This window comes from Methanoregula sp., assembly GCA_026625165.1.
GTDB lineage: Archaea > Halobacteriota > Methanomicrobia > Methanomicrobiales > Methanospirillaceae > MVRE01.
In genome coordinates this window covers 341,772-355,896 of the sequence record CP112999.1, presented here as the reverse complement: position 1 = coordinate 355,896, position 14,125 = coordinate 341,772, and the positions used below count along the sequence as shown (strand labels likewise).

General features: G+C 55.6%; 14 protein-coding genes. 11 read left to right on the top strand and 3 right to left on the bottom strand.

All coding sequences use genetic code 11. From position 1 onward, the window contains the following. Positions 1-17: 17 nt before the first annotated feature. Positions 18-260, top strand: coding sequence for a helix-turn-helix transcriptional regulator (locus OS112_01880; GenBank protein WAC05406.1), 243 nt, complete (start codon positions 18-20; stop codon positions 258-260). A 13-nt stretch (positions 261-273) separates the two neighbouring features. Here OS112_01880 and OS112_01875 read toward each other — a convergent pair whose 3' ends face one another. Further along, positions 274-2,589, bottom strand: a complete 2,316-nt coding sequence (locus tag OS112_01875; GenBank protein ID WAC05405.1) for a DEAD/DEAH box helicase — start codon at positions 2,587-2,589, stop codon at positions 274-276. After that, the gene (locus OS112_01870) at positions 2,573-3,682 is read right to left on the bottom strand and encodes a ribonuclease H-like domain-containing protein (protein WAC05404.1); all 1,110 of its coding nucleotides are present in this window, start codon (positions 3,680-3,682) and stop codon (positions 2,573-2,575) included. Before OS112_01870 ends, OS112_01875 begins: the two co-directional genes overlap by 17 nt. Before the next feature lie 114 nt (positions 3,683-3,796). Between OS112_01870 and OS112_01865 the strand changes: the two genes are divergently transcribed. Further along, positions 3,797-4,576 (top strand): TIGR01458 family HAD-type hydrolase, encoded by a 780-nt coding sequence (locus tag OS112_01865; protein ID WAC05403.1) that lies wholly within the window; start codon positions 3,797-3,799, stop codon positions 4,574-4,576. A gap of 41 nt (positions 4,577-4,617) precedes the next feature. Then, a complete protein-coding gene (locus OS112_01860) occupies positions 4,618-5,640 on the top strand; it encodes a hypothetical protein (GenBank protein ID WAC05402.1) in 1,023 nt (340 codons plus the stop codon). 15 nt (positions 5,641-5,655) lie between these two features. On the opposite strand, the gene OS112_01855 is transcribed toward OS112_01860, so the two are convergent. Beyond that, positions 5,656-6,579 carry a site-specific DNA-methyltransferase gene (locus OS112_01855; GenBank protein ID WAC05401.1) on the bottom strand — a complete coding sequence of 308 codons (924 nt, stop codon included), beginning with the start codon at positions 6,577-6,579 and terminating at the stop codon, positions 5,656-5,658. 138 nt (positions 6,580-6,717) lie between these two features. Between OS112_01855 and OS112_01850 the strand changes: the two genes are divergently transcribed. From OS112_01850 to OS112_01815, 8 genes are read left to right on the top strand one after another with little or no spacing between them, the layout of a single operon-like run. After that, on the top strand, positions 6,718-7,449 hold the full coding sequence (locus tag OS112_01850; GenBank protein WAC05400.1) for an ABC transporter ATP-binding protein: 732 nt from the start codon (positions 6,718-6,720) through the stop codon (positions 7,447-7,449). Continuing rightward, a complete protein-coding gene (locus OS112_01845) occupies positions 7,434-8,549 on the top strand; it encodes a SufD family Fe-S cluster assembly protein (protein WAC05399.1) in 1,116 nt (371 codons plus the stop codon). Before OS112_01850 ends, OS112_01845 begins: the two co-directional genes overlap by 16 nt. Positions 8,550-8,560: 11 nt before the next feature. Then, positions 8,561-9,211, top strand: coding sequence for a protein-L-isoaspartate(D-aspartate) O-methyltransferase (locus OS112_01840; GenBank protein WAC05398.1), 651 nt, complete (start codon positions 8,561-8,563; stop codon positions 9,209-9,211). A 7-nt stretch (positions 9,212-9,218) separates the two neighbouring features. Further along, positions 9,219-9,827 (top strand): cyclase family protein, encoded by a 609-nt coding sequence (locus OS112_01835; GenBank protein WAC05397.1) that lies wholly within the window; start codon positions 9,219-9,221, stop codon positions 9,825-9,827. A gap of 2 nt (positions 9,828-9,829) precedes the next feature. Next, on the top strand, positions 9,830-10,435 hold the full coding sequence (locus OS112_01830; protein WAC05396.1) for a hypothetical protein: 606 nt from the start codon (positions 9,830-9,832) through the stop codon (positions 10,433-10,435). A 54-nt stretch (positions 10,436-10,489) separates the two neighbouring features. Further along, positions 10,490-11,740 (top strand): phosphopentomutase/phosphoglucosamine mutase, encoded by a 1,251-nt coding sequence (locus OS112_01825; protein WAC05395.1) that lies wholly within the window; start codon positions 10,490-10,492, stop codon positions 11,738-11,740. A gap of 23 nt (positions 11,741-11,763) precedes the next feature. Next, positions 11,764-12,963 carry a sugar phosphate nucleotidyltransferase gene (locus OS112_01820; protein ID WAC05394.1) on the top strand — a complete coding sequence of 400 codons (1,200 nt, stop codon included), beginning with the start codon at positions 11,764-11,766 and terminating at the stop codon, positions 12,961-12,963. Between the two features lie 7 nt (positions 12,964-12,970). Beyond that, positions 12,971-14,125 carry a sugar phosphate nucleotidyltransferase gene (locus OS112_01815; GenBank protein WAC05393.1) on the top strand — a complete coding sequence of 385 codons (1,155 nt, stop codon included), beginning with the start codon at positions 12,971-12,973 and terminating at the stop codon, positions 14,123-14,125.

Below are 14,125 nucleotides of genomic sequence, written 5' to 3'. Positions count from 1 at the left end.
GAAGCGAGGAAACCGCAGTGCAGACAAGGATAAAGGCATACCGGACACGGCTTTCCATGACGCAGGACGACCTTGCAAAAAAAATTGGTGTCCGGCGAGAGACAATCGTTTTTCTGGAGCAGGGGAAATATAACCCGTCGCTCAAACTCGCTCACGATGTCGCTGTAGCCCTGCACGCACGTATTGATGACCTTTTCCTCTTTGACAACAGCCTGCCAGAACCTGAGGCACCTCAAGAACGGGTTGTGCTCGTGGACTAAATTCCCCGTGCTGCTACCGGGCAGCATGTCCGGGTTCACATGGCAGTGCCGCACACCCTGCCCTATCATCCGGCACCCCGCACAGGCCTTTGAGAATCCGCAATGTCGCCTCTTTATCCAGCGGCTGGTTGTCATTCCCGCACTTGGGGGAGTAGATGCAGGACGGACACCCTTCCTCGCACCGGCAGTCCCGGACAAGCTCGTGCGAAGTGGAGAAGAGGACTGGGAGGATCTCAAATGCCTTTTCGGCAAGCCCGATCCCCCCTTCATACGCATCGTAGACAAAGATCACCGGCTCGCCGCTGTCACCATACACCGGTGATGACAAACCGCCGATGTCCCACCGGTCGCACAGGACATGGAGGGGCATCAGCGCGATGATTGCATGCTCCGCGCCATGCAGTCCCCCGGCAAGGTCGAGTCCTGCCACGGTAACTTCCTGTTCGAGAGCGGCAGGAGGAATGATCCAGAATGCCATCGTCCTGAACGTGAGCGGGGGGAGGGAGAGCGGCTCCACGCCGATGATTGTATCCCCTCGCTTGATCTTGTACGCGGTGTACTGCTCAGTCACCTCCACCTCGCCAAATGCACATCGGGCATCGTTGATCGTCCGGGTTTCGAGTTTTTCGATAATAGCAAGGGTGACCTCCTTTAATGGCTGCGTGTGATAATCAACATCGGTTTCCACGACGCGGACCGTATGCGTTTCAAGGTCCATTTCCTTCACGATATAGCTCTGCCCCTGATGCAGCATGATCGCACCCTTGTGAGCTTCGCGGAATGCCTGCGCCCGGTCCTTGGTCTCAAGCAGCCTCCCGTTGCACATGATCCGGAACGTCTCGGCTGGAATGCCATCGAGAGTTACGGCGCCTGCTGCCCTGCCCCGCCCTGCATATACCCAGCCGCGCGAGGTCTGCTTCAGGAGGTTCTTTGCCGCAAGTTCTGTACGCAAACGGAGGTACCCCTTCCCGAAATATTCTCCGCCCGCCTCATCCCGTAACGGGATCTCGGCCGCAGCGCAGAGCATGTGCCCCGAGACAATGTAGGGGTTATCCGTGTCCACAACCGCATGCTCGTGCAAACGCTTAAAAAACTTGTCGGGATGGTTCATGAAATACTGGTCAAGCGGGTTTGCCTGCGCGACAAGGATGGCAAGCGATGCGCCCCCGTTTCTCCCGGCACGCCCGGCCTGCTGCCGGGTCGATATCATGGTGCCCGGATATCCCGAGATGATAACGGCGTCCAGCGAACCGACATCAATTCCGAGTTCGAGTGCGTTTGTGGAGACCACCCCTTTCAGGGAGCCTTCCTTGAACTGCCGTTCGAGCGCCCTGCGTTCTTCCGGGAGGTACCCGGCCCGGTACGAAGCGATCGAGCCGGCAAGTTTTGGGGAGAAAAGCCGGGCGTCCTCGCGTGCCCAGACGGTGATCAGCTCTGCCATTTTCCGGGAGCCGGTAAAACAAAGCGTCTGGAGGCCGGCTTTTGTACACGAGACCAGCAGGTCTTTTGTCTCCTGGTGGGTTGAGCGCTCGCCAATCCCGTCATAAAAAGGATTATAGAGAACAAAATGCTTCCTGCCATGGGGCGAACCGTCCCTGTCCACGAGTTCAAACGCCCGGCCGGTCAGCCGCCCGGCAAACTCACGCGGGTTTGCAAGCGTTGCGGTCGAAAGGATGAACCGGGGGCTGGACCGGTAATGATCGCAGAGCCGGATGAGCCTGCGGATCATAAGTGCGATATGGGATCCGAATACTCCCCGGTACCGGTGCGCCTCATCGATCACGATGAACTCTACGTTCGAAAGAAAATCGCTCCACCTGGAATGCCACTGGAGCAGCTGGTGAATTTCATGCGGGTTGGAGATGACCACCCGGGCATGCTCCCGGATTGCCGGCCGTTTTGACTGCGGCGTGTCCCCGTCATAGATCGCAGGTCGTGCGGAAATCCCGGTGAACCGCGCAATCTGTTCCAGAGTGGCCAGCTGGTCGTTTGCAAGCGCTTTTGTCGGATAAAGATAGAGCGCCCGCGCGTCCGGATCGACCGCGAGACGTTCAAATACCGGGATATTAAACGCAAGCGTCTTGCCACTTGCCGTCGGGGTAGTGATGATGACGTCTTTCCCGTTGCGGATGTTGTTGATGGCATCACACTGGTGGGTATAGAGCCGCATCCCTCTCTGGTCAAGGTATCCTGCCATCGCGTCGTTTAGCGGGGAGGACAACGTTCCGTACTGTGGGGGTTCCGGTCCGGTGACGCTCGTGTGTACGACACGGTTCCGGTACACCGGGTTCTGGCAAAGAAAGCCGACAAGATCAACAACAGCCGTCATAGTCCTCAAGTAACCGGAAGAAGAGCATTGCGAGCGATACCACGTCCTGTTTATTGTGCTCAACGATCGGGACGAGCGGGCCGCAGTTCTGTGTCTGCAGGTATTTCTCGTAGAACTCAGGCACCATCTGGCCGGGAATGTCTTCCTCCCGCCGGATCCCTAATATCTCCTTTTCAAGTACACTAAGGCGTAACGAGGAGAACTGGTCGCGCCACCTCCTCCTTGAAAAGAAAAGGACATCGAAATGGGGGAGGCGGGAGGCGCTGCCCATTCCATAATATGCGAGCCGGTCCTGCATGTAGGGGAGATCAAAGGATTTCCCGTTGAATGTTACAAGGGCCGGCTGTTCACCAGACAGGTGATCGCATGCTGCCGCAAGGGCTGCCTGCTCCTCATCGATACCGCGCAACAGGTACTGGCGGACAACCAGCTGCCCTTTCTCCAGCACCCCGATGCCAAAAAGGATGATCGGGCGGGAAAAGAGACCGAGCGTCTCGATATCAAGAAACACGTAATCCTCCGGCTCATGGTACGAGGCCGCGCCGAGGACGAGCGGGTGGGACCGCGCATGCCTTCTCCCGATAAGGCTGATCAATTCTTCAGAATTGCCGCCGTCCAGATGGTCGATCACCTGCAGGGCCGGCACCCGGAACTTTGGTGTCTGTGCAAGGTCATAAAGGGTCTGGTACCCCCGCGCTTTTAACCGGCGCTGATTCGCTTCCCCGATCCCGTGGACAAGGGTGAGATCCGCAACGATCGCTGACCTGAATCTTTCAATATCAACTGACTTGGGGGGGAGTGGGTGCAGGCTCTCAAGCAAGAAACATACTCCCTCCTCATTTTCCAGCTCCCTGCCGGCAAAAACTTTTGATAGCGGGACCCCCTCGAATGTCTTCAACAGAAGGGCAAGGTGCTCCCGGGCCCGGTTATATTCAGAAGAGAGGAGATACCGGCCATAAAGACTTGTCCCTGATATATTCCCGTCGCGGATGACCTCGTACTCCCGCAGCGCCTCCATACGCTGCTGCCAATGGGCTCCCATCCGGGACTGGGCATGAACAGCTGCCATTGTCAGAATACCGGTTCGGGACATGCGGTTTAAACACCCGCTGCGTGGCGTGAAAGTGAAGCAACGCTAAATACGCCTCCGGTGCAAACAACAACACAACGAACATTCACATTGGAAAAAAGGGGTCCTGATCATAAAATGGTCACCGGCATGGATGTCAAAGGATTTCTCATCGATCTCGACGGGGTCCTCTATACGGGGGAGCAGGTAATCGACGGGGCACGCATGGCAATCGGACTGCTGGCGGAGAGGAAATACCGGTTCAGGTTTGTCTCCAACACAACACGATCCTGTAAAAAGACCATATCCGGCCGGCTCGCCCGTCTTGGTTTTGATATCCCGGAGCCCTCAATTTTTACGCCGCCGTTTGCCGCGATTGCCCGGATGAATGCTCTTGGAAAGCACCGCTGCATGCTCATCACGACAGGCGATGTCCATAAGGATTTTGAGAATTCCTGCGACATACACGGGGAGGGCGCCATCGATTACGTTGTAGTCGGAGACGCCGGAGATGCGATCTCCTATGAGCGCCTCAATGCGGCGTTCCGTGCAGTAAATGCCGGGGCAGAGATCATTGCACTTGAAAAAGACCGGTACTGGATGTCCCCCGATGGCCTGATGCTCTCCGCCGGCCCGTTTGTTGCTGCGCTCGAATATGCGACCGGAAAAACTGCAACCGTCATGGGCAAACCATCACCGGTATTCTTTGAAATGGCGCTCCGTGACATCGGTCTTGATCCCTGCGAGGCAGCAATGATCGGCGATGACATCCTGACTGATATTGCGGGCGCACGCGCAATTGGCATGAAAACGGTCCTTGTAAGGACAGGAAAATTTAACGAGGGGGCGCTTCTTAATGCGCCGGTCAGGCCGGACTATGTCATCGGCTCGATTGCAGACATCAGGGATCTCTTATGAACCGAAGATTAATCCGATGCCTGAATTTTTTCAGCCTGTACATGACTGCTGCCTGTGTGGTGCTGGTGGTGCTCTGCCTTGTAGTGTCTGCCGGGTGTATTAACCCCCTTCTAAACCGTGAAAACGTAATTGTTCCCCGGATCACCCCGGTGCAAAACGCACCGTCGCCCGCTGCCCCGGTTTATACCTACCCCTTTGAACGCTCCACAATCACCTTCACGATGCCGGTGAACGGCTCGGTCTATGCAGGTGCAAAAGCGGCAGACAAGGAAGTGACGGTTTATGGGAACGTATCAAAACAGGAGTGGTCGTCCCGGACGTACCTGTCCATGGTAAGTGACCCCAACCAGGAAGAGTTTTACCAGGAGCTGCTCGCCAGGTTCCGGGGGATCCGGCAGCAGAGCGAACTGACTGATGATGAATACGTTGAACTATTATCGGTCTTTGTCCAGTCGATACGCTATGAGACTTTCGCCGAAAACCCGGTCAAGTTTCCCATCGAGACCTTCACCGATAAATCCGGTGACTGCGATGACAAGAGCCTCCTTCTCGCCGGTCTCCTGTCGCGTGAAGGATACCGTGTCGCCCTGCTCTCGTTTCCTGACCAGTCCCATATGGCAGTCGGCATTGCCTGCACAGGTACAGACTACAAAGGCACGGGTTATGCCTATATCGAAACCACCAATTTCTCCTTTGTCGGTGTCCCGCCAGATGGACTGGCAGGCGGGGTCGTGCTCACGCCTGACGACCCCCTCGTGATCCCGCTTGGCAACGGGTCAAAGGCCTACGGGGCCTGCGACCAGACCCGGTTTTTGCATGATACCTACATCCTGACGGACAAAAGGTTCGTTGAGCTCTCCGGGCAGGCAGAATCTTTAAAAAACGAGCTGCAATCCCTCAAAGCCACCGGCAATATCAAAACCTACAACCTCCGCGTCCCGATCTACAATGCCCTGGCAGGGAGGTTACAACAGAATGCCCTGGTGCATAATTACATCGTCGAACACCAGTACGACCGGGTGGGGACATATGCGTGGGTAAGGAGTCATGCCGTGGGGCTCTGAAAGCTGCCTGACAGATCAGCTGCGACTGCCCGTGCCGTCAAGCTCAAGGATCGCCGGCCGGGGAGAGTCATCGGATGGCTCATGTCCTTTTGATACCACTCCGAGGCGCTGAAGTGCGGTATTGCAGTACTGCCGGGAGATATCGATCCCGATGAACCGGCGCCCGAGCTTCCCTGCGACAAGTGTGGTCGTCCCTGCCCCGTTGAACGGGTCAAGCACGATGTCGTTTTTATACGAGAAGAGTTTCATCAGCCGCCTTGGCAGTTCTTCGGGAAACATCGCGGGGTGACCATAGTCCTTCATCCTGATCTCCGGCGGGAATGACCATTTCCCGATCACCCATTCCTTGAACTCGTCAGCGGTGATATCGATATCCTCCCTCCTGCCGCCCTTCTTGTGCGTCTCCTTGTCAAAGACCTCGATAAACTCCCATGTGTACTTGATATAGGGCATCGATGGCGACTTCCAGCTCCCCCACGCTGTATATTTTGCATTGTAGTTGTTCTTCTCCCAGACAAATTCCGCCTTCCATAACAATCCGAGGCCCTGGAGCTGGGACGAGATGATGTGGTGCGTGGGGATGTAATCAGAAAAAAGCGGCTGGACGTTCACGGCTATCCGCCCGCCGGGTTTCAATACCCGTTCGCACTCCTGCCATACCATAAGGAGCTGGGCAAAATATTCATTCCATGCACAGGTATCATTCCGTGAGTCCTGTGCATAGGCATGCCCGAAATTGTAGGGCGGGGATGTGATGATAAGATCGATACTCCTGGCAGGGAGCCGGGCAAGCACCTGCTGTGCATTCCCGCAGATAATCCGGTTTGTAAATTTTTTGAGCTCTGCAGGTTCATGGGACAACACCTGCTGCTTGGCACCCTGTGAGCCCTTCCGGACCCTTGCCTTGCCCGTTTTATCCTGCACTTTCTCCGGACGCACTGACGCACCAGTTTTACGTTTTTATCTGTACTATTGCACAGGATTAGTTAAATGGTGACGATATACCCCGCGATCCAGTGGGATGGCAGGGTGAAAAGCGTTTAATGCAGCAATCGACAAACAATCTACGATTATTGTATGCTGTATATCGAAGACCTTCACGTAAATATCGGCGAAAAAGAGGTGCTGCACGACATAAACCTGCATATCGGGGAGGGTGAGACCCATGTGCTGCTGGGCCCCAACGGGTCGGGAAAGACCACGCTGCTCATGACCCTCATGGGATTTTCCAGTTATACGATAACGAAAGGAAAGATACTTTTTAAAGGCGAGGACGTGACAAAGATGCGGGCCCACGAGCGGGCGCAACGGGGTATCGGCATGCTCTTCCAGCGCCCTCCCACGATCTCCGGGCTCAGACTTGGCAAGCTCCTCACCGCAATTTCCAAGACGAAAAAAGAAGATATTCCCGGGCTCGCGGCATCTGTTCATATGGATAAATTTTTGGAACGCGACATCAACAAAGGGTTTTCCGGGGGGGAGATCAAGCGCAGCGAAGTACTTCAGCTGATGATCCAGAACCCGGACTTTGTTATGCTCGATGAGCCGGAGAGCGGGGTCGACCTTGAAAATATCTCGCTGATCGGGTCTGCGATCGGCTCGCTCCTTGAGAAGGAGAAACATGTCATCAAACGCCAGAAGAGCGGGCTCGTGATCACCCATACCGGGTATATCCTCGACTATCTCGAAACCGATAAGGGGCATGTGATGTGTGAGGGCATGATCAAGTGCCGGGGCAATCCCCGCGAAATCTTAAAAGACATCAAGCAGCATGGATACAAGGAGTGCCTTGAATGCCGCCAGAACTGATCCCAACCCCTCTCTCCAAAGTCGATCAGGAACGGCTTGCACAGTCGGGTATTGACCTTGCCATGAAAAACCGGTGCGGGAGCTACCTCCAGATGGACCAGGACATCGTCCATGCTGAATGCGAACAGGAGGGAATTGAAGTCCTTTCATATAAAAAAGCGATGGAAAAGTACGACTGGTTGAAGGACTACAACTGGAAGGTCGTGCCACCGGAGAAAGACGATATCACGAAGTATGTTGCTGCACAAAAAGATCCAAAAGGTTACGTGATCATCGCGCATAAAGGCTCAAACAACATACTGCCCATCCAGGCATGCCTGTATCTCGGGCGCGAACAGATCCAGCATGTCCATAATATCATCATCGCAGAGGAGGATGCCGAGCTCCATATCATCTCCGGCTGCACGAGCGGGGCACATGTGGGTAAAGGCGGGGCGCACTATGGCATATCGGAATTCTATGTAAAAAAGAACGCCAAGATCAGTTTCACGATGATCCACAACTGGTCAGAGGATATCGAAGTCTTCCCGCGAAGCGCTTCCGTTGTTGAAGAGAACGGGGTATTCCTCTCCAACTATGTTTCCATGCAACCGGTAAAGAAGGTGCAGATGTATCCCACGGCAAATCTCGTGGGAGAGAACTCCGTCGCACGGTTCTCAAGCATCGTGATCGCGTCCAAAACATCGTTCTTTGACATCGGCTCCCGTGCGATCCTTGAGGGAAAAGGTGCAAGTGCCGAACTCATCACGCGTGCTATAACAAAAGGCGGCACTATCATCTCCCGCGGGCATATTCTTGGCAAGACAGCAGGCACCCGCGGGCATCTCGAATGCAAAGGGCTGATCCTGCAGGACGGCAGGATCTATGCGGTCCCGGAGATTGAGGGTAACGTTGTCGGAACCGAGCTCTCCCATGAAGCTGCCGTGGGCAAGCTTGCACGGGACGAGATCGAGTACCTGATGTCCCGGGGCCTTGACGAAGACGAAGCCACCGCAACCATTATCCGTGGCTTCCTCGATGTCAAGATCATCGGGCTTCCTGACGCACTCCAGAAACAGATCGACGCGTCGATTGATGTGGCAGAAAAATCCGGGTTTTAAAAAAGGCTGGAATGGCTCAATTCGGGCGGGATGATGAACGCAGGCGGATGGTGGAACACCAGATCGAAGCCCGGGGTATCCGCGAACCCCGCGTGCTTGCAGCAATGAGGGAGATCCCCCGTCATATATTCATTCCCCCGCCGTATGACCGTGCGGCATATGACGACTGCCCGCTCCCCATCGGCAACGGGCAGACCATCTCCCAGCCATACATCGTTGCGCTGATGACAGCCCTGATCCGGCCGGCAGCACAGGATAATGTGCTCGAGATCGGTGCAGGGAGCGGGTACCAGGCTGCGGTACTTGCCGCACTGGTACGAAAGGTGACAACGGTCGAACGGATCCCGGACGTCGCCGGTCTCGCGCGGAAAAATCTGGCCGCCCTTAATGTTGGCAATGCCGAGATCATTGTTGGTGACGGGACGCTCGGGTATCCAGATAATGCTCCCTATGACGGCATCATCATCACCGCAGCAACCCCGCAGGTCCCCACACCGCTCATCGTCCAGATGGCCGATGGCGGACGGCTCGTGGCGCCGGTGGGGGGGCGGGGTGTCCAGGAGCTGGTTGTGCTGGAGAAAGACAGGGGCAGGGTATCAGAGTCGTTCCATGGCGGGGTCCGGTTTGTCCCGCTCATCGGTGAGCATGGCTGGGAGAACTGATAAGTGTATGAAAATTGTTGATGTAACTCGTCCGCTCGCAAACGATATGCTGGTATATCCCGGTGACCTGCCCCCCACGTTCAGACAGCAGGACATGGGACACTACCTGGTAAGCGATCTCCACATGAGCACGCATACCGGCACCCATATCGACGCCCCTGCCCACTATCTCAAATCCGGGGATACGATCGATACAATTCCTTTGGACAACCTGATCGGAAGGTGCCGGGTGCTGGATGTACGCGGTGCAGGCAGCACAATCACCGCAGAGCACCTCCGGGAGAGAGCCGGGGGTGTGGAGCGCCTCCTTCTCAAAACATCATTCTCCGGCACCAACCGGTTCACCGAAGATTATCCCTGCCTTTCTGTCGATGCAGCGCAACTGGTCACCCGCAGCAGGATACGATGCGTCGGGATCGATTCCCCTTCCATCGAATCATTTCATTGCGACGGGGCTGTGCACCGTGAACTGCTCGGGCATGGCTGCATCGTCATCGAACTGCTGGACCTTTCCCGGGTAACCGAAGGCGATTATAACATGGTTGCTCTGCCGCTGCGCTTAAAAGGCTTAGACGGTTCGCCGGCACGTGTCGTGCTGTCAACACCGGAGGAGTAACTATGGATATTGTTCCTGATGCAGTTAAAAAATTACAGGATATCCTCCTTCACAGCGGGTGCGAAGATGGGCCTGTCGTCCTGCGGGTCAATCCTGATGGCGTGCCGTGCCAGTATGAAAAGGGTGCATGCATGGAGGCATGCTTTGGAGGAAGGGCAGGGGAGTTTGTGACATTTAATCCTGTGAGGGCGACCACGAAGGTGGAGTTCATGTTCGGCGCCCCTCTGGATTCCCCGGCACAACGCGGGGCGGCATGCGCTATACTGAATGTTGTGACGGCATTTCTCTGCATGTCCCGTGCCGTCCGTTCCTGCCCCGCTTCCTGTCATGCTGCATGTATGCAGGACTTAAAAATGAGGACAGGAACGGGGAAGGTGTTCTTGTCAGGTTCAATCCCCTCCCTCGAACATGAGATGAGCCGGTTCATCGTCCAGGACCCGGGGTCCGCCGACATCATCCTTGTCAATGGTGAAGGCACCATTGAGCCGGGAACAGGAGATATCGTTTCAAAATACCGGGAGACTGCAACAGTCCTTTTACTGGGGCCTTCCACTGCAGGGATCGCAAGCCTTGAAAAGATCGAGCGGTTCTGCCCGTACGGCACATGAAAACAGTGCCCGGTCAAAGGATAAGGATATCTTCCATTTCTCCCATTATATTGTATGCTTTTCGGGTCCTCGGGAATCCGGCGGCGCTTTGACCGGGAACTTCTTGATATCGCGTTAAAAACCGGATCGGCACTGGCAGCCCGGTCCCATGAAATCATCGTGGGTATGGATACAAGGACGACAAGCCCCCCCCTTTCCCACCTCGTGATCTCGGGGCTGCTGGGTTCGGGTGCAACCGCATACAACTGCGGGATCGCCCCGACGCCCTCGGTCGCGTATGCTGCAAGGGACGCAGACGCGGCATGCATGATCACCGCCTCCCATAATCCCGAGGAATACAACGGTCTCAAGCTCTTCAACCCGGATGGATCATCCTTCACCCGCCAGCAGCAGGACGACCTTGAAACACTGCTTGCCCGTGAGCACTGGACTGACTGGGAGAACCAGGGCACTCTGAAGTCATTAGATGCAGTATCGCAGCACATACAGGCAATCCAAAAACAGGTGAGTGTCCGGGAGGAGATCCCTGTTGTCCTTGACTGCGGGAACGGGGCAGGGTGCATGCTCACCCCACAACTCCTGCCCCTGCTCGGTGTCAGGACCGTCACCCTCAACTGCAACCCGTCGGGACATTTTTCACGCCCATCAGAACCACTGGAGAAAAACCTTCCCTTTATTGGAGAGATGGTGCGCTCGACCGGATCGCGGTGCGCTGTTGTACATGACGGGGATGCCGACCGGATGATGGCATGGGACAAAAAAGGGAGGTATATCTCCGGAGATCACCTGCTTATGCTATTTGCACAATACCTCGATGCAAAACAGGTGGTCACTACGACGGATGCCTCGATGATGATTGAGGAAGTTGCAGATGTAAGGCGCACCCCGGTCGGCGATGCATATGTCTCAGAGAGACTCCGGTCCTGGGGAGATTTTGGCGGCGAGCCCTCCGGTGCATGGATTTTCCCCCGCATGTCCTATTGCCCTGACGGCCCGTTTGCAGCAGCCCTCTTCTGCGAGATCGCTTCGGAATGGGATGTGGAAGAAGAAATCGGTAAGATGCCATCGTATCCGATTCTCCGTGTATCTTTTGCCTGCAAAACCGCAAAAAAAGTCATGACAGCCCTTGGTGCAGCAAGCCCCACCGATGGGATCCGGATTGCGGGGGAACATGGATGGTGCATGGTGCGTGCAAGCGGGACGGAACCAAAAATCCGGATCACTGCCGAGGGCACAACACCACAGGAGGCAAAAGCGATGCTTTTGCGCGGGCGTGCTCTCTTAAAGCAGGGAAAAACTGCTTAAATGTTGCAGGCAGAGCTGTAGCTATGGAATGTGTCGTGCTCGCAGCGGGGGAGGGAAAGCGGATGCGTCCGCTCACGGCAAAGCGTCCGAAAGTGATGCTCGCGCTCGCAAACCGCCCGATGATGGAGCACCTTGTCCTTGCCGCACGCGATGCCGGCATCACCGGTTTTGTTTTCGTCGTAGGGTACGGGGAACGGGAGATACGCAAACATTTTGGCGACGGTTCCCGTTTTGGTATTAGGGTTAAGTATGCACCCCAGCGGCGCCAGCAGGGTACCGCGGACGCCCTCAATGCCGCACGCGACTCCATCGATGGGAAATTCCTGCTGTTAAACGGCGATATGATTTTAAAAGGAGAAGACATCAGGTCACTTTGCACATGCGATGCCCCCACCATGGGCACCAGCACCACCGATCACCCCAGGGACTATGGTGTCGTTATGGCAGAAGGCGGGTTTGTGACAGGTCTCGAAGAAAAATCACCCCGCCCACGGAGTACCACCATCAACGCCGGGGCATATATCCTTGAGCCGGACATCTTTGATCGCATTGACGAGGTCATTCCCTCGTCACGGGGGGAACTTGAACTCCCCGATGCATTTGAGGGCTATATCAGGGATAAGAAACTCAAATCGCACCCCCTTCCATCATGGATGGATGTCGGGCACCCTTGGGACATGCTGGATGCAAATGCAATGCTGATTGCATCGGCTGAGTCAAGGAACGAAGGGGAGATCGAGGCTGGTGTCAGTTGCTCCGGGACGGTCGTGATTGGAAAAGACACTGTTGTAAAATCCGGCACCGTTATTGAGGGGCCATGCGTGATCGGATGCAACTGCCGGATCGGGCCGCATGCTTACCTCCGCGGCGCAACCGCTGTCGGTGACGGGTGCCATATCGGGCATTGCACGGAACTGAAAAATTCGATCATCATGGCTGGCACAAAAATCCCGCATTTCAACTATATCGGGGACAGCATCATCGGCAGCGGATGCAACTTTGGTGCAGGTACCAAAATCGCAAACCTGCGCCACGACCATGCGACCATACGGGTGGCAGGAAAAGACTCAAGAAGAAAAAAGTTCGGTGCCATCATCGGAGATGACGTGCAGTTCGGGATCAACTGCTCGGTCAACGTGGGAGCAGTGATTGGAACCGGTGCAAAATTTGCCCCCGGCAGTTACATCGAGGGGCTTATTGGGGAAAATTCATGGATACGGTAGGTGAAATGTGCAGGCAGTAATTCTTGCAGCAGGGGAGGGGAAGCGGGTGCGCCCGCTCACTCACAGCAGGCCAAAGGCATTGATACCGGTCGCAAACCGGCCGATTATTGAATATGTTATTGATGCACTGACAAAAAACGGTATCCGGGACATCATCGTTGTCGTGGGGTACCGTAAAGAGCAGGTGACCAGGTATCTTAATTCGCTCAACGTGCCGGTCACAGTTGTTATCCAGGACAAGCAACTCGGGACAGCCCATGCCCTCACATGCGCACAACAGAAGATCAACGGGGACTTCCTTGTCCTTCCCGGGGATAACTATATCGATGCGGGTTCGGTAGCAAAGATCAAGAATGTCCACAATGCAATGCTGGTGCACGAGCACCCGAATCCCTCGAACTTTGGCGTCGTGCAGCTGGCCGACGGGTATGTCACCCATATCGTGGAAAAGCCGGAGAGGGCACCTGGTTTCATGGTCAGCACCGGAATCTATTCCCTTTCGCCATCATTTTTCCGGTACATCCTGGAGAATAATATCACCGATGCAATTTCCTGCATGCTTGAAGACAACCAGAAGCTCCATGGTGTTGTTGCTGATGACTGGCAGGACGCCATTTACCCGTGGGACCTGCTCCGGATGAATGCCCGCCTCCTGTCGCACATCGACCCCTCGCGGGAAGGCGTATCCAGCAGGAACACGACCATCACCGGTGCTGTCCATATCGGAAAAGGTACAACCATCGGCCCCAACACGGTAATCTCCGGGCCGGTCGTGATCGGCAACGATTGTGAGATCGGGCCGAACTGCTGCATCATGCCCAATACCAGCATCGGTGCCAGGGCAAGGATAGAACCGTTCTGCTATATCGGCAACGCGCTGCTCATGGATGACTGCTCTGTCGGGTCGCACTCCCGTATACTTGATGCCGTGCTTGGTGAAGGGTGCATACTTGCCGATCACACGAGCACCTGCACGAGCGCTTCGCTCATGGAGATCGAGGGGACCATCACAAAACCGGAGTTCGGGGCGATCCTCGGCGACGGGGTGCAGGCCGGCGCCTTTACAACGTTTAAGAATTGCATCATCGGGAACAACACCACGGTTGAGGACGGCAACCGGGTCATCTCCTCGTCAGTCCCCGATGATTCACTGGTGATCTGA